This is a genomic window from Hydrogenophaga bisanensis (assembly GCF_042665135.1).
GTDB lineage: Bacteria > Pseudomonadota > Gammaproteobacteria > Burkholderiales > Burkholderiaceae_C > Hydrogenophaga > Hydrogenophaga bisanensis.
On record NZ_JBHTBX010000009.1, the window covers coordinates 108,676 to 129,264 of the forward strand.

Annotated in this window: 18 protein-coding genes; 12 read left to right on the forward strand and 6 right to left on the reverse strand. The window is 67.9% G+C overall.

Features of this window, described 5'->3' with window-relative positions; all coding sequences use genetic code 11:
• Positions 1 to 68: 68 nt before the first annotated feature.
• On the reverse strand, positions 69 to 845 hold the full coding sequence (locus ACFQNJ_RS14125; RefSeq protein WP_382258657.1) for a FadR/GntR family transcriptional regulator: 777 nt from the start codon (positions 843 to 845) through the stop codon (positions 69 to 71).
• A 159-nt stretch (positions 846 to 1,004) separates the two neighbouring features.
• On the opposite strand from ACFQNJ_RS14125, the gene kdgD reads away from it, so the two are divergent.
• The 12 genes from kdgD (at position 1,005) to infA (ending at position 13,675) form a co-directional block, all read left to right on the forward strand.
• The gene (gene kdgD, locus ACFQNJ_RS14130) at positions 1,005 to 1,922 is read left to right on the forward strand and encodes a 5-dehydro-4-deoxyglucarate dehydratase (RefSeq protein ID WP_382258660.1); all 918 of its coding nucleotides are present in this window, start codon (positions 1,005 to 1,007) and stop codon (positions 1,920 to 1,922) included.
• A gap of 40 nt (positions 1,923 to 1,962) precedes the next feature.
• Positions 1,963 to 2,937, forward strand: a complete 975-nt coding sequence (locus tag ACFQNJ_RS14135; protein WP_382258663.1) for a Bug family tripartite tricarboxylate transporter substrate binding protein — start codon at positions 1,963 to 1,965, stop codon at positions 2,935 to 2,937.
• Between the two features lie 18 nt (positions 2,938 to 2,955).
• On the forward strand, positions 2,956 to 3,912 hold the full coding sequence (locus tag ACFQNJ_RS14140) for a Bug family tripartite tricarboxylate transporter substrate binding protein (RefSeq protein WP_382258666.1): 957 nt from the start codon (positions 2,956 to 2,958) through the stop codon (positions 3,910 to 3,912).
• A gap of 6 nt (positions 3,913 to 3,918) precedes the next feature.
• A complete protein-coding gene (gudD, locus tag ACFQNJ_RS14145) occupies positions 3,919 to 5,244 on the forward strand; it encodes a glucarate dehydratase (protein ID WP_382258669.1) in 1,326 nt (441 codons plus the stop codon).
• Between the two features lie 4 nt (positions 5,245 to 5,248).
• Positions 5,249 to 6,193, forward strand: a complete 945-nt coding sequence (locus ACFQNJ_RS14150; protein ID WP_382258672.1) for a 2-hydroxyacid dehydrogenase — start codon at positions 5,249 to 5,251, stop codon at positions 6,191 to 6,193.
• A gap of 29 nt (positions 6,194 to 6,222) precedes the next feature.
• Positions 6,223 to 7,842, forward strand: coding sequence for a galactarate dehydratase (gene garD, locus ACFQNJ_RS14155; protein ID WP_382258675.1), 1,620 nt, complete (start codon positions 6,223 to 6,225; stop codon positions 7,840 to 7,842).
• Between the two features lie 83 nt (positions 7,843 to 7,925).
• The gene (locus ACFQNJ_RS14160) at positions 7,926 to 8,867 is read left to right on the forward strand and encodes a LysR family transcriptional regulator (protein ID WP_374640355.1); all 942 of its coding nucleotides are present in this window, start codon (positions 7,926 to 7,928) and stop codon (positions 8,865 to 8,867) included.
• A 31-nt stretch (positions 8,868 to 8,898) separates the two neighbouring features.
• Positions 8,899 to 10,392, forward strand: a complete 1,494-nt coding sequence (locus ACFQNJ_RS14165) for a M48 family metalloprotease (RefSeq protein WP_382258678.1) — start codon at positions 8,899 to 8,901, stop codon at positions 10,390 to 10,392.
• A gap of 43 nt (positions 10,393 to 10,435) precedes the next feature.
• Complete coding sequence (locus tag ACFQNJ_RS14170; protein WP_382258681.1) at positions 10,436 to 12,136, forward strand: ABC1 kinase family protein; 1,701 nt, start codon at positions 10,436 to 10,438, stop codon at positions 12,134 to 12,136.
• A 1-nt stretch (position 12,137) separates the two neighbouring features.
• Positions 12,138 to 12,707, forward strand: coding sequence for a hypothetical protein (locus ACFQNJ_RS14175; RefSeq protein WP_382258684.1), 570 nt, complete (start codon positions 12,138 to 12,140; stop codon positions 12,705 to 12,707).
• A 358-nt stretch (positions 12,708 to 13,065) separates the two neighbouring features.
• A complete protein-coding gene (locus ACFQNJ_RS14180; RefSeq protein ID WP_382258687.1) occupies positions 13,066 to 13,374 on the forward strand; it encodes a hypothetical protein in 309 nt (102 codons plus the stop codon).
• Between the two features lie 40 nt (positions 13,375 to 13,414).
• Positions 13,415 to 13,675, forward strand: coding sequence for a translation initiation factor IF-1 (gene infA / locus ACFQNJ_RS14185; protein ID WP_374640360.1), 261 nt, complete (start codon positions 13,415 to 13,417; stop codon positions 13,673 to 13,675).
• Between the two features lie 18 nt (positions 13,676 to 13,693).
• Here infA and ACFQNJ_RS14190 read toward each other — a convergent pair whose 3' ends face one another.
• The 5 genes from ACFQNJ_RS14190 to ACFQNJ_RS14210 are packed head-to-tail and all read right to left on the reverse strand — an operon-like array spanning position 13,694 to position 20,510.
• Positions 13,694 to 14,725: a patatin-like phospholipase family protein gene (locus ACFQNJ_RS14190; protein WP_382258690.1), complete on the reverse strand. Its 1,032-nt coding sequence runs from the start codon at positions 14,723 to 14,725 to the stop codon at positions 13,694 to 13,696.
• Between the two features lie 10 nt (positions 14,726 to 14,735).
• Entirely contained in the window at positions 14,736 to 15,842 is a 1,107-nt protein-coding gene (locus tag ACFQNJ_RS14195) for a 3-deoxy-7-phosphoheptulonate synthase (protein ID WP_382258693.1), read from the reverse strand.
• 46 nt (positions 15,843 to 15,888) lie between these two features.
• Positions 15,889 to 16,872, reverse strand: coding sequence for a calcium/sodium antiporter (locus ACFQNJ_RS14200; RefSeq protein ID WP_382258696.1), 984 nt, complete (start codon positions 16,870 to 16,872; stop codon positions 15,889 to 15,891).
• Between the two features lie 12 nt (positions 16,873 to 16,884).
• Positions 16,885 to 17,796: a universal stress protein gene (locus tag ACFQNJ_RS14205; protein WP_382258699.1), complete on the reverse strand. Its 912-nt coding sequence runs from the start codon at positions 17,794 to 17,796 to the stop codon at positions 16,885 to 16,887.
• A gap of 29 nt (positions 17,797 to 17,825) precedes the next feature.
• The gene (locus ACFQNJ_RS14210) at positions 17,826 to 20,510 is read right to left on the reverse strand and encodes a cation-translocating P-type ATPase (RefSeq protein ID WP_382258702.1); all 2,685 of its coding nucleotides are present in this window, start codon (positions 20,508 to 20,510) and stop codon (positions 17,826 to 17,828) included.
• Positions 20,511 to 20,589 lie beyond the last annotated feature (79 nt).

Consider the following 20,589-nt stretch of genomic DNA (forward strand, 5'->3'; position numbering starts at 1 on the left):
TTAGACAAATGATGTCTGATGAGATGAGGGGGTAAAAAGGCAGCCGTTGGCTGCCTGTGGGGTCGGGTTCAGGGACTGGTCACCAGCGTGTCGGCGGTCTGCGCGCGGCGCAGGCGCTCACGGCTGTTGTTCAGGTGGGTGCGCATGGCCGCGCGTGCGGCTTCGGCGTCGCGGTCCCGGATCGCGAAAAAGATGCTTTCATGCTCGTGGTGTACCCGCTGCAGGTAGGCCAGGCGTCCTTCGGGGGCATCGCTGGCGGTCTTCAGGCGGGTGCGCGGGATGATCATCGTGCCCAGGTAGGTCATGAGGTCGGCGAAATGCCGGTTGCCGGTGGCCCGGGCGACCTCCATGTGGAACTGGAAGTCCGACGGTACCGCGTCCGATTCGGCAAGAATGGCCGCTTCAAAGGCCGCCAGGGCAGCCCCCATGGCAGCCAGTCCGGCATCGTCGCGCCGCTGGGCGGCCAGGCTCGCGGCCTCGCTTTCCAGACTGATGCGCAACTCCAGCAGGGAGATCACATCGGCGGCCGTGGCGAAATCCTCGGGCGCGATGCGGAAAGTCGGGGTGGGGGTCTGTCGCTCGCGGACAAAGGTGCCGATGCCATGTCGGGTCTCCACCAGGCCAGAGGCCTGCAGACGCGAAATGGCCTCGCGCACCACGGTGCGGCTGACATCGAAGCGGTTGACCAGTTCAGACTCGGTCGGCAGCTTGTCACCGATCTGCAGCCGACCTTCGCGGATATCGGCTTCCAGGGCGCAGACGATCTCCGGGACCAGCCCACGCGGGCGACGCCCCCGCGCCGGTGCGTTGGGCGCCATGGAACCTAGGGTTTTCACGGAGGACATGGATTTTTCCTTGACAGCCGGATGAGGGCTTCACACAATTGCGCCAGTTGTCAGACGACATACAACAGACATCGTCACTGATTGAACTGTAGCAAAGAGATTCCAGCCTGTCCAAGCCTTTGCAAGCCCATCCTGTTCTCCGCCATCAGAGTGCACACCATGCAATACACCCCCCAAGACCTCAAACAGGTCATGTCCTCCGGACTGCTGTCCTTTCCCGTGACGGACTTCGACGCCCAGGGCGATTTCAACGCCAAGGGCTACGCCGCCCGCCTGGAGTGGCTGGCGCCTTATGGCGCCAGTGCGCTGTTCGCGGCCGGGGGCACCGGCGAGTACTTCTCGCTCTACGGTGAGGAATACGGCCAGATCATCCGGACCGCGGTCGACACCTGCCGCGGCAAGGTCCCCATCATTGCGGGCGCCGGTGGCCCGACCCGCACGGCCATTGCCCACGCCCAGGAAGCCGAGCGTCTGGGTGCCCACGGCGTCCTGCTGCTGCCGCACTATCTGACCGAAGCTGGCCAGGAAGGCCTGATCGCCCATGTCGAGCAGGTCTGCAAGAGCGTGAAATTCGGCGTCATCGTCTACAACCGCGACCGCACCAAGTTCACGCCCGAGTCGCTGGCCATCCTGGCCGAGCGCTGCCCGAACCTGATCGGTTTCAAGGATGGCATGGGCAACATCGAGCTGATGTCGAGCATCTTCATGAAGATGGGCGACCGCTTCGCCTACCTGGGCGGCCTGCCCACGGCCGAGGTGTACGCCGCCGCTTACAAGGCGCTGGGCACGCCGGTGTATTCGTCCGCCGTCTTCAATTTCATCCCCAGGACGGCGATGGCGTTCTATGAAGCCGTGCGCACCGACGACATGGCCACGCAGCACCAGCTGCTCAGGCAGTTCTTCATGCCCTATCTGAAGATCCGCAACCGGGTCGAGGGCTACGGCGTGAGCATCATCAAGGCGGGCGCCAGGCTGGTCGGCCACGATGCCGGCCCTGTGCGCGCACCGCTGTCGGACCTCAAGCCTGGCGAGATGGAAGAGCTCAAGGCGCTGATCGACGCACTCGGTCCGCAGTAACCCTTTCACCACCACCCCTGACCACCGAGAAGAGAGAGACATGCAAAAGAGAACCTTTGTGATGGCCGCCGCTGTGGCCGCCACCCTGTCCCTGGGCCACAGCGCCCTCTGGGCCCAGACTTACCCGACCAAGCCCATCCGCATCGTGGTGCCCTTCCCGGCCGGAGGTACCTCGGACGTGCTGGCGCGCCTGATCGGCCAGAAGATGAGCGAGAAACTGGGCCAGTCCGTCGTGGTCGAGAACAAGGCAGGCAATGCGGGCAATCTGGGGGCTGACCTCGTGGCCAAGTCGGCCCCGGATGGCTATACCTTCGTGCTGATGGATGTGGGCAACCTCACCATCAGTCCGGCGCTGTACAAGCTCCCCTTCGACGTGCAAAAGGACTTCGTGCCGGTGGCGATGGTCGGCTATTCGCCCCACTTGCTGGTAGTCAGCACCAAGGTACCGGTCAACAGCATGGCCGATCTGGTCAAGTATGCCAAGGCCAACCCGGGCAGGCTGAACTTTGCCGCCGCCGCCGGCATGGGCAGCGCCACCCACATGGCGGGCGTCCAGTTTGCCCGTCGCCATGGCATCCAATGGAACTATGTGCCCTACAAGGGTGGCTCCCAGGCCATGAACGATCTGGTCGGTGGTCACATGGATGTGACTTTCAACGGCATGGTCGCCACGTACCCGCACGTCAAGTCCGGGAAGCTCAAGCTGCTGGCGGTGTCGTCGGCGAAGCGCTGGGGCGAACTGCCGGACACCCCTGCCGTCAGCGAATCCGTTCCGGGATTCCTGACCGGCAGCTGGCAGGGCATTCTGGCGCCGGCGGGCACGCCCAAAGCCGTTGTGGACCTGATCCACGCCGAGGTGCAGCGCATCACCGCGCTTCCCGACGTCAAGGAGAAGTTGCAGACGCTGGGTGCCGAACCGTCGAAGATGACCAGCGATGAGTTTGCTGCCTGGATCAAGGCAGAGCTGCCCGAGATGGCAAAGATCGTCCGGGAAGAAAAGATCACCCTCGAGTAAAGCCCAAGGAGACATTCCATGAAAAAGCAACTGATGTCCTTGCTGCTGGCCGCCGCGACCAGCCTGCCGGCCCTTGCCTGGCCTGACAAGACGGTCACCCTGGTCGTGCCCTTCCCTCCCGGGGGATCCACCGACATGATTGCGCGGACCATCTCCGCCAAGCTGGGCGAAAAGCTGGGCGGTGCCACCGTGGTGGTCGAGAACAAGGCTGGCGCCACCGGGACCATCGGAGCGACCCATGTGGTCCGCTCGGCGCCCGATGGCCACACGCTCTTCGTGGCCTCGCTGGGCCCGTTTGTGATTGCCCCCCACCTCATCAAGGTCCAGTACGACGCGCTCAAGGACCTCGATCCGATCACGGTGGTGGTCCAGGCGCCCAATGTGCTGGTCGTGCCGGCCGCCTCGGCGCACAAGTCGCTGGCCGACGTGATTGCCCACCAGAAAGCCCAACCGGGGAAAATGACATTCGCGTCCTCGGGCAATGGCTCCAGTGACCACCTGACCGCGGAACTGTTCTGGCAGCAGACAGGCACCAGCGGTGTGCACATCCCTTACAAGGGCGGTGGCCCGGTCATGAGTGATCTGCTGGGCAACCAGGTGGACGCGTCGTTCATGAACATCAACACCGCCCTGCCGCAGATCAAGGCGGGCAAGCTGCGCCCCCTGGCCATCACCAGCGCCAGGCGCTCTCCTCTGCTGCCAGAGGTGCCCACGCTGGAAGAAGGCGGCGTCAAAGATGCCAACGTCCAGTCATGGCAAGCGGTGGCCGCACCCAAAGGGGTACCTGCGGAGGTCCGCAAGCGGGTCCAGGAAGCGATTGTGTCCATCATCCGCGAGCCTGCGACCAGTACCAAGCTGACCGACCTCGGTTTCGAGATCGTGCTGAACACGCCCGAGCAGTTCGCCGCCTTTCAGGCCAGTGAATTTGCCCGCTGGCAGAAGCTGATCACCGCCAGAAACATCAAGGCGGATTGAGCCACCATGACCGCACCGATCGTCCAGTCGATGCGCGTCGTCCCGGTTGCTGGCCGGGACGGCATGCTGCTCAACCTCTCGGGCGCGCACGCGCCCTTCTTCACGCGCAACATCGTCATCGTCACCGACAACGCGGGCCACACCGGCCTGGGCGAGGTGCCCGGCGGCGAGAAGATCCGCCAGACGCTCCAAGACGCGCGTCCGCTGGTGGAAGACCAGTCTATCGGCAACCTGCAGGCCATCCTCAACGCCATGCGCGTGAAGTTCGCCGACCGCGACAGCGGCGGCCGCGGCCTGCAGACCTTCGACCTGCGCACCACCATCCACGCCGTGACGGCCGTCGAATCGGCCCTGCTGGACCTGCAGGGCCAGCACCTGAACCTGCCGGTCGCGGCCCTGCTGGGCGAAGGCCAGCAGCGCCACGCGGTGCAGATGCTGGGCTACCTGTTCTTCGTCGGCGACCGGAACAAGACGGACCTGCCCTACGCGAGCGAACCCGACAACGCCGACGACTGGTGCCGCCTGCGCCACGAGGCCGCGATGACGCCCGAGGCCGTGGTGCGCCTGGCCGAGGCGGCGCAGAAACGCTACGGCTTCCAGGACTTCAAGCTCAAGGGCGGCGTGCTCGCGGGCGACGCCGAGGTGGAGGCCGTGACCGCGCTGCACCAGCGCTTCCCCGAAGCGCGCGTGACGCTGGACCCCAACGGCGGCTGGCTGCTGAAGGACGCGATCCGCCTGGGCCACAAGATGCGCGGCGTGGTGGCCTATGCCGAAGACCCGTGTGGCGCCGAGGAAGGCTTCAGCGGCCGCGAGGTGATGGCCGAGTTCCGCCGCGCCACCGGCCTGCCTACCGCCACCAACATGGTCGCCACCGACTGGCGCCAGATGGCGCATTCGCTGGCGCTGCAGAGCGTGGACATCCCGCTGGCCGACCCGCACTTCTGGACCATGGCCGGCAGCGTGCGCGTGGCGCAGACCTGCCGCGACTGGGGCCTGACCTGGGGCTCGCACAGCAACAACCACTTCGACATCTCGCTGGCCATGTTCACCCACGTGGGCGCGGCCGCACCGGGCAAGGTCACGGCCATCGACACGCACTGGATCTGGCAGGACGGCCAGCGCCTGACCAAAGAACCGCTGACGATCGAAGGCGGCTATGTTCAGGTGCCCAGGAAGCCCGGCCTGGGCATCGAGATCGACCTGGCTGAGGTCGAGAAGGCCCACCAGCTCTACCTGCAGCACGGCCTGGGAGCGCGCGACGACGCCATGGCCATGCAGTACCTGATCCCGGGCTGGACGTTCGACCACAAGAAGCCCTGCCTGGTCCGCTGACCCCATGAACCGCACCACCGTCCTGCAGATCGGCCCGCTGATGCCGGCGCTGGAAGCGGCACTGCGCGAACAGCACGACGTGTTGGGCGCACAGGCCCTCACCGCCGACGCGCCGCTGGCCGACCGCGCCGATGCGGCGCGCGTGGCGGCGGTCGTGACCTCGGCCCCGGTGGGGGTGCCGGCAGCCTGGTTGCCGCAACTGCCGGCGCTGAAGGTGGTGTCGTCTTTCGGCGTGGGCCTGGACCGGCTGCCGCTGGACGCAGCGCGCGCGGCGGGCCTGCCGGTGGGCTACACACCCGATGTGCTCAACGACTGCGTGGCCGACCTGGCCATGGGCCTGCTGATCGACGGCGCGCGTCGCATCGCCGCGGCCGACCGCTTCGTGCGGCGCGGCGACTGGCTGCAGGGCCGTTACCCGCTGACCACCCGCGTCAGCGGCAAGCGCCTGGGCATCGTGGGTCTGGGCCGGATCGGACAGGCCGTGGCCCGGCGGGCGGCGGGCTTTGACATGGACATTGCCTACACCAACCGCGGCACCGCCGATGGCGTGCCCTGGCGCTTCGAGCCCTCGCTGCAGGCGCTGGCGCTGTGGGCCGACTTTCTGGTGCTCACCGTGGCCGGTGGCGCCGGCACGCGCCACCTGGTCAACGCCGAGGTGCTGCGCGCGCTCGGCCCGAAGGGCCTGCTGGTCAACGTGGCGCGCGGCAGCGTGGTGGATCAGGCCGCGCTCATCGCCAGTCTGCAGAACGGCGAACTCGGCGGCGCGGCGCTGGACGTGTTCGACGACGAACCCCGCGTGCCCGCCGAACTACTGGTCATGGAACAGGTGGTGCTGGCCCCGCACATGGCCAGCGGCACCCACGACACGCGCCAGGCCATGGCCGACCTTTGTCTGGCCAATCTGCGAGCCGGTCTGACCGGCGAGCCCCTGCCTGCCGGCGCGGTCTGAGCCCTGCTGACCCCGAAGAAGTCCCGCCGATGAACGCCCCTTTGACACCCCGCACCATCCGCATCCATCCGTCCGACAACGTGGTGGTGGTCGTCAACGACGGCGGCCTGCCCGCCGGCACCGCCCTGCCCGGCGGCCCGACACTGGTGCAGGCCGTGCCACAAGGCCACAAGGTCGCGCTGACCGATCTGCCCGCCGGCACCGAAGTGCGGCGCTACGACGTGGTCATTGGCCACACGGCAGTGGACATTCCCGCGGGTGGTTGGGTCAACGAACAGCGGCTGGTGATGCCCGGCGCGCGCAGCTTCGACAACCTGCCCGCGCCGCAGCCACCGGCCGATCTGCCACCACTGGACGGCTTCACTTTCTTGGGTTTCCGCAACGCCGATGGCAGTGTGGGCACGCGCAACCTGCTGGCCGTGACGACCACGGTGCAGTGCGTGGCCGGTGTGCTCGAATTTGCTGTCGAGCGCATCAGGAAAGACCTGCTGCCGCACTACCCCAACGTGGACGGCGTGGTGGGCCTGACGCACAGCTACGGCTGCGGCGTGGCCATTGACGCGCCCGACGCCATCATCCCCATCCGCACGGTGCGCAACCTGGCGAGCAACCCCAACTTCGGCGGCGAGGTGATGGTGCTCAGCCTGGGCTGCGAGAAGCTGCAGCCCGAGCGGCTGTTCCCCGCCAATGCCATTCCGATTCAAGCATCCAGCGACACCCGTGGCACCGGCTCTGCCGGGCCACAGGGTGTGCCCCCCCTGTCAGGGGGGGAGACGCAAAGCGGCGCAGGGGGGTCAACCGTTGTGCTCCAGGAGGAGAAACACGTCGGCTTCATGTCGATGATCGACTCAATCCTCACACAGGCGAAAACCCACCTCGAACGCCTGAACGCGCGCCAGCGCACCACCTGTCCGGTCAGCGAGCTGGTGGTGGGCGTGCAGTGCGGGGGCAGCGACGCCTTCTCGGGTGTGACCGCCAACCCGGCGGTGGGCTTTGCCACCGACCTGCTGGTGCGCGCCGGCGCCACGGTGATGTTCAGCGAGAACACCGAGGTGCGCGACGCGGTGGACCAGCTCACGCGCCGCGCCGCGACGCCCGAAGTGGCCGACGCCATTGTGCGTGAACTTGCCTGGTACGACGCCTACCTCGCGCGGGGTCAGGCCGACCGCAGCGCCAACACCACGCCCGGCAACAAGAAGGGCGGCCTGTCCAACATCGTCGAGAAGGCCATGGGTTCCATCGTCAAGAGCGGAAACGGCCCGATCCACGGTGTGATCGCGCCCGGCGAGAAGGTGACGCAGAAAGGCCTGATCTTCGCGGCCACGCCCGCCAGCGACTTCATCTGCGGCACGCTGCAACTGGCCGCGGGCATGAACCTGCACGTCTTCACTACTGGCCGTGGGACGCCCTATGGCCTCGCCGAATGTCCGGTCATCAAGGTGGCTACCCGCAACGACCTGGCGCGCCGCTGGCACGACCTGATGGACATCAATGCCGGCCGCATCGCCAGCGGCGAGGCCACCATCGAGGAACTGGGCTGGGAACTGTTTCACCGCCTGCTGGCGGTGGCCAGCGGCGAAAAGACCTGGGCCGAACGCTGGGGCTTGCACAACGATCTGGTGCTGTTCAACCCGGCGCCGGTGACCTGAACGCATCAGACCGTGCCTGGGCACCGCTGGCTGGACCCAAGCCGAACTGAAATAATCCGCTCTGGAATCATTCTGGAGCTTTCATGGATCGCCTGCTGTCGATGCGCGTGTTCGAGCGTGTGGTGGATGAAGGCAGCTTTGCCGGTGCCGCGCGCGCGCTGGACATGTCGCCGCCGGTGGTCACCCGCCTTGTGGCCGACCTGGAGGAGCACCTGGGCACGCGGCTGCTCCAGCGCAGCACGCGCCGCCTGTCCCTGACCGAGGCCGGTCACAACTACCTCAGCCGGGTGCGCAACATCCTGCAGGACATCGACGAGGCCCACGCCGTCACCAGCGCCCATTCCACCGAACTGGCCGGCACCCTGCGTCTGCACGCGCCGCCGGTGCTGGCCACCTACGTGCTGGCGCCGCTGCTGGCCTCTTTCCGGCAGCAGTACCCGCGCATCGCCATCGACATCGATGTCGAGACCACCGCCGAACCGCCGATCGAGGACCACGACATCACGCTGCTGGGTACCGACGCCGGCTTCGATGCCGACATCGTCGCGCGCAAGGTCATCGAGTCCGAGGCCATCCTGGTCGCTTCTCCGGCCTATGTGCGCCGCCGGGGCGAACCGCTCAAGCCCGAAGACCTGGCGCAGCACGACTGCCTGCGGCTCAAGGGACCGCTCGGTTCGCCACGCGTCTGGCGCCTGTGGTGCGCCAAGCGTCCCGAGGAACATGTGGATGTGTCGATCGAGGCGGGTCTGCGGGCCAACCACACCGATACCCTGCTGCGGGCCTGCCTGGACGGCGCCGGCATCACCTCGGTGTCCGTCGACCTGGTGGCCCCCTACCTCAGTGCAGGCACCCTGGTGCGCGTGCTTTCACCCTGGATCACGGGTCGGCTGACCATGTACGCGGCCCTGCCCAGCCGCAAGTTCATTCCCCAGCGCACGCGCGCCTTCCTCGACTTCCTGGTCGAGCAGACACGCGAGCAGAGCGCCCGGGCCGTCGAGGCCTGCATGGCGGTCCACCGGGACTGAGACCGGCCAGTCCTTTTCACGCGGAGATCGCATGTTTTTCAGACAACTGGGCCTGAGCCTGTTCACCGTGCTGATGCTGGCGGGTTGCGGCACCACCGTCGTCAACCCGGTCACCGGTCAGACCGAGCGTACGGTGATGGACGAGCCAATGGAAATCGCCGAGGGCAAGAAGGCCCATGCCGAGGTCCTTAAATCCTATGGCGCCTATCCGGATGCGAAGCTGCAGGCCTATGTGAACGAGGTGGGCCAGAAGCTGGCGCGCAATTCGCACCGCGCGAACCTGCCATGGACCTTCACCGTGCTGGACAGTCCGGAGGTCAATGCCTTTGCCTTGCCCGGTGGCTACGTTTACATCACCCGCGGCATTCTGGCCTATATGGAGAGCGAGGCCGACATGGCCGGGGTGATCGGACACGAGATCGGCCACGTCACCGCCCGACATGGTGCCCAGCGCGCCACCCGCCAGCAGGCCGCCGGCATTGGCGTGCTGGCCGCCACCGTGCTCGGCGCCATTCTGGAAGGTGCGGCGGGGCTGGAGGGCAGTACCGAGCTCTTCGGCCAGGTGGCGCAAGGCGTGGCCGCCGGCTATGTGGCCCGCTACAGCCGCGAGCAGGAACTGCAGGCCGACGCCCTGGGTGCCGAGTACCTGGCCCGCAACCGCTACGACCCTGGCAACATGGTCGACGTGATCGGTGTGCTGTACTCGCAGGAGCGCTACGCCGCCGATCAGGCCCGTGCCCGCGGCGAGTCACCGTCAGAGGGCGGTGGCTGGCTGTCCTCGCACCCGAGCAACGAGCAGCGCCTGCGCGACATCCGCCAGCACGCGGCGGCCCATGCGGGTCAGTACGGGGACGACGGGCGGGACCGGTTCCTCCGGATGATCGAGGGCATGCGCTTTGGCGAAAGTCCATCCCAAGGTCTGACCCGCGGCCAGCATTTCTACCACCCGGACCTGGGTGTGGCCATCACCGCGTCTGCGGGCTGGCGCATCGTCAACGCCGACGACAGCGTCACCATGATGGCGCCCGACCGCGGGGCCGCCCTGCGCCTGATGGGGGTGCCGCCGGAGCTCGGTCGCAGCCACGACGAGATCATCCGCCAGCTGCTCAAGACGCCACAGGGTCGCATCACCCGCGGCCAGATCAACGGGCTGCCCGCCACCCATTTCGAAGGACAGGTCGCCGGCCGGGATGGGCGTGCGCAGCGGCTGGATTTCACCCTCGTCACTGGCCCGCGCCAGGCGCAGTACCTGCTGCTGTACCTGGCGGCCGATGCCGGTGCCCTGCAGCGTCACTTCGCCCAGCTGGTCGCGACCGAGAAGACCTTTCGTGCCCTGACCGACGAGGATCGCCAGGCCGCGCGCCCCTGGATGGTCCGGGTGGTGCCCATGCCCCGAGGCGGTTTTGCCGAGCTGCAGCGCCAGGCCGTGGTGTCCCAGGCCCAGTTGCGCCTGCTCAATGGGGTCTATGCCGGCGGCCGCGATCCGGACCCCGGGCCCCCGGTCAAGACCGTGGTGGCGCGATAGGCCGCGTCAAGGCGCACGGGGCGCAGGGCACTATCATCCGGGCATGCTGATCGAAACGCTCGGTGCCGCCCGCGACATGGGACGGCTCAACGCCATCCTGGGCGTGCTCATCCGCCACGGCTTTGGCGACAGCGTGCGTCGCCTGGGCATGACCGATGCGCTCGATCGTGCGGGCCATGCCCTGCGCTGGGACCATGCGGCCGATCTGGCGCGGCTGGAGCCGCCGGTGCAGCTGCGTCTGGCGCTGGAGGAACTCGGCCCCACGTTTGTGAAGCTCGGTCAGATCCTCGCGGGCCGCGCCGATCTGTTCGGCCCCGACTACATCGCCGAGTTCGAGAAGCTGCACAGCAGCGTGCCGCCGGTGCCCATCGACCAGTTGCGCCCCCAGCTGCGCGAGGACCTCGGCGGTGAGCCCGAAGAGGTATTTGCCTGGTTCGATACCGAGCCGCTGGCCGCGGCGTCCATCGCGCAGGTGCACCGCGCGCGCCTGAAGGACGGTGCCGAGGTGGTGGTCAAGATCCGGCGCCCCGGCATCATCGACACCATCGAGGCCGATCTGCGCCTGCTGGGCCGCATCGCGGCGGTGGCTGAGGCCGAGATGCCCAACCTGCGGCCCTACCGTCCGCGCCAGCTGGTGCGCGAGCTGGCCCGCTCGCTGCGCCGAGAGCTCGATCTGGCCAACGAGTGCCGCAATGCCGAGCGCATCGCCGCCAACCTGCAGACGCTGCCTTTCATCGTGGTGCCGCGCGTGCACTGGGCGCACACCACCGAGCGGGTCAACGTGCAGGATTTCGTCGGCGGCATTCCAGGCCATGAGCTGGCCCGTCTGGACGCTGAAGGACTGGACCGCAAGGTGCTGGCTCAGCACGGGTCGCGCGCCGTGCTCAAGATGATCATCGAGGACGGCCTGTTCCACGCCGATCCGCACCCGGGCAATGTGTTCTACCTGGCCGGCAACCGCATCGCCTTCATCGATTTCGGCATGGTCGGTCGCCTGTCGGAGCGGCGGCGGGAGGAGCTGCTGCAGCTGCTGCTGGGCCTGGTCGAGCGGCATCCCCAGACCGTGGCCGACGTGCTGCTGGACTGGGCCGGTGACGACCACAGCGTCAACCTCTCGCAGCTGGAAAGCGAGATCGAGGCCTTTGTCGACCAGTACCACGGCGTGCCCCTGGCGCAACTGAGCCTGGGCGACATGCTGGTGGATGTGACCAACATCCTGCGCGAGCACCACCTGGGCCTGCCTTCCGACATGGCCCTGCTGATCAAGGCCTTCATCACGCTCGAGGGCATGGGCCGCGGGCTGGACCCGGATTTTCACATGACGGCCGAGGCCCTGCCCATGCTGCGGCAGGTCATCCGTGCGCGCTACACCCCCAAGGTGGTGGCCAACCGCGCCTGGCAGACCCTGCGGCGCACGCTGGCCGTGGCCGAGCAGCTGCCGCACGACGTCTCGCGCCTGCTGCGCAACGCACGGCGTGGCCGGGTGCACGTGGGCATCGAGCTGCACCATCTGCGCCGCGTCGGCAACCAGATCGACCACGCGGCCAACCGGCTGGCCATGGCCCTCATCATTGCCGCGCTGATCGTTGGTTCCTCCATCGTGATGACGGTGCAGGGCGGCCCCACCCTGTTCGGCCTGCCAGCTTTTGGTTTCCTCGGCTTCGCCAGTGCCTTTGTGGGTGGCCTGTGGCTCATCCGCTCCATCTGGCGCAGCAGCCGGGGGCGCGATCTGACGGACGACTGAAATGGCGGACGACGATTACCAGGATGAGGTGTTTACGCCGCCGCCACCGCGGCCTTGGTGGCCGTGGGTCTTGCCGCTTGTGGTCGCTGCCGGCATGGCGATTGGCTGGCTCCGGACCTCTGCGGACGAGCCTGAGAGTGAACCGGTGGTGGCGGCCACCGATCCTGCGCCGGCCCCGGTCCTGATCCCGGCGGCCGAGGTTCCCGATCCGAAGAACGTGCCGCTCTACCAATGCCGCCAAACCTCGGGTACCTTCTTCTGGTCCCGCAAGCCCTGCGCCGACTGGGGCGCCAAGCTGGAGCGGACCACGGGGGTGCCCGAAGGCTGGTCCTTTGAACGGCAGGTGGCCCTGGCCGAGCAGCGGCGTCAGGAGACGGAGGTGGTCGCGTCCGGTCCCGGCGCACCACGGCCGCCCTCCGGCCAAGCCGAATGCCAGCGCCTGGGTCGGGAGATCGCCAATATCGATGGCCTGGTCCGCCAGGTGCTGGACTACCGCCAGCAGGGCGAGCTCAAGGCCTCGCGCCAGCGGCTGCGGGAGCGCCAGCAGGCGCTTGTCTGCGACCGTCCCTGACGACCCGTGGGCATGGGCCGTGCAAAAAACGCACCAACGTGCTACATTAGATGGATCGCCTGAGGCGACCTGCGGCATCCGGCACGTACACCGGTTGTGAACCATTCCCGGCAGAGGGGATGCAGGTCCGGCCCCTCTCTGGCGAAGCGGGTGTGTGCTCACCGCCCCCGCCTTTTCCGCTCTCCCTGCCCTGAACGATGCCCCTGCCGGGGATCGTCGCCCGCCATCTGGTGCATTCCATCGCCAGCACAGGCCGGTCAGGCAGTCGGGCACCCCGGCGCGTGGGGCTGCCAATTGCTATCGGGCTGCGGCCCTGTCCGGTTTCCACGCCGGCATGGCCCGCCCAGGATTCGATTCGATGATTCATACAACGACAAGCCAGTTGACGGGCCAATTCGTCACCTCCCGTTCCACGATCGGTCGCTACCGCATCGTGGCCAATCCTCGTCCGACCGACTGTGGCCGCTTTCTGGCCCAGGTGTCCATCGCCAGCGGTCAGGGCAGCGCCTCGACCGCCCGCGTGATGCGCTTTGACGAGGCTTTTTCCACCCACGAGGCGGCCGCCAGCTTCGGTCATGAAGAGGGCGTACGCTGGGTCCGTGCCCGGCAGGTGCCCGATGCGCAGGCGCCGCAGCCGCCCGCCACCGACCGGCCGGTCCTCATCTGACCCCGTCTCACCGATTACCCCATCATCCCAGGAGCATTGCATGGCCAAGGAAGAACTGATCGACATGTCCGGCATCGTCAACGAGGTGCTGCCCGATTCGCGCTACCGCGTGACGCTGGACAACGGCCACCAGCTGGTGGCCTATGCCGCGGGCAAGATGAAGAAGAACCACATCCGCATCCTGGCGGGTGACCGGGTGTCGCTGGAGCTCTCGCCCTACGACCTGACCAAGGGCCGCATCAACTTCCGTCACCTCGAAGGCCGTGGCCCGTCCACGCCGCGTTCGCCGGTGCGTCGCTGATTGACCGACTGGCGCCGTTCAGTAGAACAGCGCCGCCAGGTCCACCGAACTGCGTCGCCCGACGTCGCCCAGGTGGGCCGACAGCCAGGCCTGCCCCTGCTCGCGGCCCAGGCCGAACAGCATTTCGAAGAAGCGCAGACTGGCGGCGGCCTTGGTGTCGGTGTCCAGCGCATGCACGCGTGCATGCGGCTCGATGGCGTGATACCGTGCCCTTGCCAGGCGCCGCTCCAGCGGTCCCCGGCGCCACCAGGCAATCGTGTCCACGCGCTCGCGCAAGTGGGCGAACATGCGCATCTCGCGCAGAAACGTGGCGTTGAACGCCAGCTCCAGCGTCCGCTCGCCAATGGCTTGCGCCGACTGCGGCGTCTGTGCCCACTTCAGCGGGCTGAGCATCACCAGCAGCGTGTCGCGCGTGCGGCAGTCCAGCACCAGCGGATAGATGGCCGGGTTGGCGGCGTAGCCACCATCCCAATGCGCTTGTCCATCGATCATGACGCTGCGGTGCAGACGCGGCAGGCAGGCCGATGCCAGCACCGCTTCGATGACCAGTTCAGGTGTGCGAAACAGGCGGAGTTTTCCGCTGTTGGCTTCCGTGGTGGCGATGAACAGCATCACGGGTGATGCCTGACGCAGACGGTCAAAGTCGATCTGGGCGCGCAGAATGTCCCGCAAGGGATTCAGGTCGAACGGGTTGAGCTGTCCGGGCGAGAAGTAATGCGTCCACTGCAGCATCAGGCGCAGCGGCGACGCCAGCTGGAAGCCCTCACCGTCGGCGGTCGGGATGGCCGCCTCGAATGGCAGACTCTCGGCCACCGCTGTCCAGAAATCGCGCAAGGCCTGCCGGGCGCCGTCTCGGCCGCCGGCCATCAGGCCGTGGGCCAGCACCACCGCGTTCATGGCACCGGCGCTGGTGCCACTGACACCATCGAAGGCCAGCCGGCCATCTTCCAGCAGCGCATCCAGCACGCCCCAGGTGAAGGCTCCATGGGCACCCCCGCCCTGCAGCGCCAGATTCACCACCGGGGTGGCCGGGCGCCAGGGCAGTTTCATCGGTCAGACCTCAGCGCGGGTGGTGCGCGCGGCGCTGGCGCACCGCTTGTGCCAGCTGCTCCAGCACCGGCACGGTCTGCTCCCAGCCAATGCAGGCGTCGGTCACGCTCACGCCCACCTGCAGCGGCTGGCCGGGCACGATGTCCTGACGACCTTCGTGCAGGTGGCTTTCGATCATCACGCCCGTGATCCGGGCTTCGCCGGCGCCCAGCTGGGCGGCCACATCGGCCGCCACCTCGATCTGCTTGCGGTGCTGCTTGCTGCTGTTGGCGTGCGACAGGTCGATCATCACCTGCGGGCGCAGGCCCGAGGCCTGCAGCAGCGCGCAGGCGGCGTCCACGTTGGGGGCACTGTAGTTGGGCGCCTTGCCCCCGCGCAGGATCACATGGCAGTCCCGGTTGCCGCGCGTCTCGAAGATCGCGGCCTGTCCCATCTTGGTCATGCCCATGAACGCGTGCGGGGACTGGGCCGCCACGATGGCGTCGGCCGCCACCTTGATGCCACCGTCGGTGCCGTTCTTGAAACCCACCGGGCAGGACAGGCCGCTGGCCAGCTGGCGGTGGCTCTGGCTTTCGGTGGTGCGGGCGCCAATGGCACCCCAGCTGACCAGGTCCGAAATGAACTGGGGCGAGAGCAGGTCCAGGAACTCGGTGCCCACCGGCAGGCCCAGGCCCACGATGTCCAGCAGCAGCTGGCGCGCCAGCTCCAGCCCTTCGTTGATGGCGAAGCTGCCGTCCAGGTGCGGGTCGTTGATGTAGCCCTTCCAGCCCACGGTGGTGCGCGGCTTCTCGAAGTACACCCGCATGACCACCAGCAGGTCGTCCGACAGGGCATCGGCCTGCTCCTTCAGGCGGCGCGCGTAGGCCATGGCCTGCTCGTGGTCATGGATCGAGCACGGACCCACCACCACGATCAGGCGATCGTCCTGGCCGTGCAGCACCTGGGACAGGGCAGCGCGGCTGTTCTCCACCAAGGCCTGCGCCGCCGGCGTGGCCGGCAGCCACTCCTGCAGCAGGGCGGGCGTGATCAGGGGACGCACCGCGCTGATGCGCAGGTCGTCGATGCGGGTGCTGTCCTGGGTGGACAACGGCTGGGCGGTGTGGACATGGGTGCTCATGGGCGCGATTGTCGCAGCCCATCGTGAACCGGTGTTGACACCGCGATCAGGTCCGCCAGACCAGCAGTGAAACCATGAACGCCAGATAGCCCATCACCAGCATGCCCCCTTCCCATCGCGAGACCACGCGGCGCGTACGGAACACCGGCACGCTCAGCAGGGCAACCGCCGCCGCCAGGGGAAGATCGATCCAGCGCAGGGTGGGTCCGATGGGAATGCCACCCTCTGACAGACTGATCGTGACGCCCAGAATCAACAGCACATTGAAGATGCAGCTGCCGACCAGGTTGCCAATGGCCACATCGCGCTGGTTGCGCGCGGTGGCCACCAGGGTGGTGACCAGTTCAGGCATCGTGGTCCCGACCGCCACGATGGTCAGACCGATCAACGACTGGGAAACGTCCATCTGGCTGGCCAGGTCCACCGCGCCGTCCACCAGCCAGTCGGCACCGAGCACGGTCATTGCAATGCCTATCGCAAGGGTCAGCATGTGAATGCCCCAAGTCATGGCCTGACCGGCCGACGCCACCGGTGCATGTGCGAAGGAATCGGCAAATTCTCCGAGCGTGGCACGGTCTTCCCGCCGACTGGTGCGAAACAGCGCCGCGACATAGGCCACTCCGCCGATGAGCAGCAGCAAGCCCTCGCCCGGTTCCAGGGCGCCGTCCATCGCCAGCAGAAACAGGGCGGTGCTGGCGATGGCCATCACCGGCACATCCAGTCGCACACTGAGGCTGTCGGTGGGCAGCGGGCGTAGCCAAGCGCTGATGCCCAGGATCAGCAACAGGTTGATGAGGTTGGCTCCCGTCACATTGCCCACCGACAGGGCGGCTGTGCCCTCGCTGGCCGATGTCAGACCCACCGCCAGTTCCGGAACGCTGGTGCCCACCGACACCACCAGCAAGCCGATGAGCACCGGCGCAATCCCCAGCATGGCCGACAGTCGTGTTGCGCCACGCAGCAGCAGTTCTGCCCCCACCACCAGAACCACCAGACCGCCCACCAACAGCGTCAGCGTGTGCAGCGCCATGTCGCTGATCGCTCAGGCGCTGTTCTGCGGCCCGCGCTTGTCCACCACCACCAGCACGTCCGCATCGCCCTCGGAGAGCACGCGCTTGGTGACGCTGCCCAGCAGCAGTTCCTCGGTCACATGGGTGCCGTGCTTGCCCATGGCGATCAGGTCGCAGCCCAGTCGCTCCTGGTGGCCGGTGATCAGGGCCACGGCGTCGCCGTACTCCACCAGCGGGGTGTAGTCGCCCACCGCCAATCCCTGGGCGGCGGCCAGCTCGCGCATCTGCTGCAGAGCCCGTTCGCGAGCCTCGATGCGGTACTGGTGGATCACGTCGTCGGACACGCCGGCGTACTGCAGCATGCCCTCGAAGGGCACATCAAAGACGTGCAGCAGCACCAGATCGGCCCGTGGTGCCAGCTCGCGCACCAGGCGGATCGTCAGGGCCGATCCCGGCGAGAAATCCATGGGCAGCAGCACTCGCCGGTAGGGTGTCAGGCAGGGGTTCTTGACCACCAGCACCGGGCAGCGGCTCTTGCGCAGCAGGCGCGAGGCGGTGGATCCGATGACCATGCGCCTGAGCACGCTCTCACCGCGCGAGCCGACCACCACCAGGTCGGCGTCGGTGGCGGCCGCATGGGCGGGCACCACCGTGGTGGCCAAGCCTTCCTCCACCCGTACCGTGGGCGCCGGGGTGCGCTGTCGGCCGGGTGCCTGCAGGGCCGTTTCGATGGCCGACCGCTGGCGGGCTACCGCCTTCCGGGCCACGTCCTCGGCCTGCGCACCGATCAGGTTGCGCAGCGGGCCCAGCGCGTCCAGGCCCAGCGCATGCATCACCGTGTGGTGCGCGCCAGTGGCCGCGCAGAGATCAAGGGCGCGGTCCAGCGCCTGCAGCGACGGGGGTGACAGGTCCACGGCGGTGAAGATGTGTCGGGTCAGTGGCATCGGGACTCTCCTCGTATCAGGCAGGGGGTTCACAGACGTCGCACCCGGGTGCGACGCAGCAGGGCCTTCTCCAACTCGACCAGGGCGAACAGGATCGCTCCCATGGTCAGGATCATGGCCCACGAATCGCCGGGCAGCGGCTGGCTGGCAAACAGCCGCTGCATGGGCGGGGCGTAGGTGAACAGCAGTTGCAGCACCACCAGGATGGCGGCCACCAGCAGCGCGACGCGGTTGCCTGTGAGCGTGTCGGCGCGCAGCGCGTGGCGCGTGAAGTGCCGCACGTTGAACAGGTAGAACAGCTCGCAGAACACGATGGTGTTGACGGCGGCGGTGCGCGCGGTCTCCAGGCTCGCGCCGCGACCGAGTTCCCAGTGGAACACCCAGAAGGTGGCCATCACCATGAGCGCGATCACGAACAGGATGCGCAGGCCCAGCGCACGGGTGATGACCGGTTCGTCCGGGCGGCGTGGGGGATGGCGCATCACGCCGGGCTCGGCAGGCTCGAAAGCCAGCGACAGGGCCAGCGTGACGGAGGTGACCGTGTTGACCCACAGGATCTGGCCGGCGGTCACCGGCAGCGGCAGACCGGCAAAGATGGCCAGCAGGATGACGCCCGCCTCGCCGCCGTTGGTCGGCAGCATGTGCATCAATGACTTCTTGATGTTGTCGTAGACGACGCGGCCCTCGCGCACCGCACGGGCAATGGTGGCGAAGTTGTCGTCGGTCAGCACCAGGTCCGAGGCCTCGCGCGCCGCGTCGGTGCCCTTGCCGCCCATGGCCACCCCGATGTCGGCGGCCTTCAATGCCGGCGCATCGTTCACGCCGTCGCCGGTCATCGCCACCAGATGGCCCTGCGCCTGCAGCGCGGCGATCAGGCGCAGCTTGTGTTCGGGGCTGGCCCGCGCGATCACGTCGGTTTGCTGCGCCGCCTGCCTGAGTGCGGCATCGTCCAGCGTGGCGATCACGTCGCCGGTCAGTGCGCGATCGGCGTTCAGGCCCAGTTGCCGGCCGATGGCGGCGGCGGTCACCGCATGGTCGCCGGTGATCATCTTCACGCGGATGCCTGCCTGCTGGCATTCGGCCACGGCGGCAATGGCCTCCTCGCGCGGTGGGTCGATGATGCCCACCAGGCCCAGCATCTCGAAGCGCGGTGCCAGGTCTTCGGTCTGCACCTCGTGCTGCGTGGCTGGCCAGTCGCAGCGGGCCAGGGCCAGCACGCGCTCGCCGCCACCACCGGCGCGCTCGATGGCCTGGTGCCACCAGGCGGCGTCGAGGGCCTGTCCGCCCTGCTGCGTGCGGCACAGGGCCAGCACGCGCTCGGGGGCGCCCTTGAGCAGCAGCTCGTGGTGGCCCGCGTGGTCGTGGTGCAGGGTCACCATGTACTGGCGCTCGGACTCGAAGGGAATGGCATCGAGCCGGGGATGGTTCTGCGCCAGGGTGGCGGCATCCATGCCGGCCTTGTGGGCCAGGGTCACCAGCGCGCCCTCGGTGGGGTCGCCCGCCAGGGTCCATTGGCCGTCTTCGCCGCGCCGGATCCGGGCGTCGTTGCACAGCAGGGCGCAGTGCAGCAATGCGACCAGCGCCGCATCGCGGTCCGCCGCCAGGACCTCGCCATCGCGGTGGAAGCCGCCCTCGGGCGCGTAGCCGGTGCCGCTCACGCTGATCTCGCCCTCGGGCAGCACCACGAGCACGGCCGTCATTTCGTTGCGCGTGAGGGTGCCGGTCTTGTCGCTGCAGATCACCGTGACCGAGCCCAGCGACTCCACCGCCGGCAGGCGCCGCACGATCGCCCGTTTGCGCGCCATCACGCGGGTGCCGATGGCCAGCACGATGGTCACCACCGCCGGCATGCCCTCGGGAATGGCCGCCACCGCCAGCCCCACCACCGCCAGGAAGAGGTCCATCATCGGCATCTGCACCACCAGATGGCCGTAGGCCAGCGTCAGCGCGGCCACCACCAGGATGAACGCGGTGATCTGGCGGGCAAACTGGTCCAGCCGCCGGGTCAGGGGGGTGGCCAGGGTCTGCACGTCGCCCACCAGGGTGCCGATGCGGCCGATCTCGGTGGCGGCGCCGGTGGCCACCGCCACGCCGGTTCCGGTGCCGTAGGCCACCAGCGTGCCCGAGAACGCCATGCCGTGCCGGTCGCCGATGCCGGCGTCGGCGGGCGCCGCCAGGCTGTCTTTCTCCACCGTGGTCGATTCGCCCGTCAACGCCGATTCGATGGTGCGCAGGTTGCGGGTCTGCAGCAAGCGCAGATCCGCCGGTACCCGGTCGCCGGCCTCCAGCAGCACGATGTCGCCCGGCACCAGGTGCGCGGCGTCGATCTGGTGTCGCTCGCCCCCACGCAGCACGGTGGCCCGCTCGGCCAGCATGCTGCGCACCGCCGCCAGCGCCTGCTCTGCCTTGCCTTCCTGGATGTGTCCGATGACCGCGTTGATGAGCACCACGCCCATGATCACGCCGGCATCCACATGGCTGCCCAGCATCGCCGTCACCCCACCAGCCACCAGCAGCACGTAGATCAGGGGATTGTGGAACTGCAGGGCAAAGCGCAGCCACCCCGGGCGTCGCGGTGCTTCGGGCAGGCGGTTGGCGCCGTGGTCACGCAGGCGCCGTTCGGCCTCAGCGGGGGTCAGGCCGACGACGGCCGCGGTGTCCAGTTTCTGGAGAGCCTCGTCGGCTGGCAGGTTGTGCCATTCGGTGACGGTCATGGTGTGCACGGCTCCTCTGCCAGAACTTACCATGCGCCCATGACCGTGCCCAGCTGCCCGGATCGGAGCAGACCGGTAC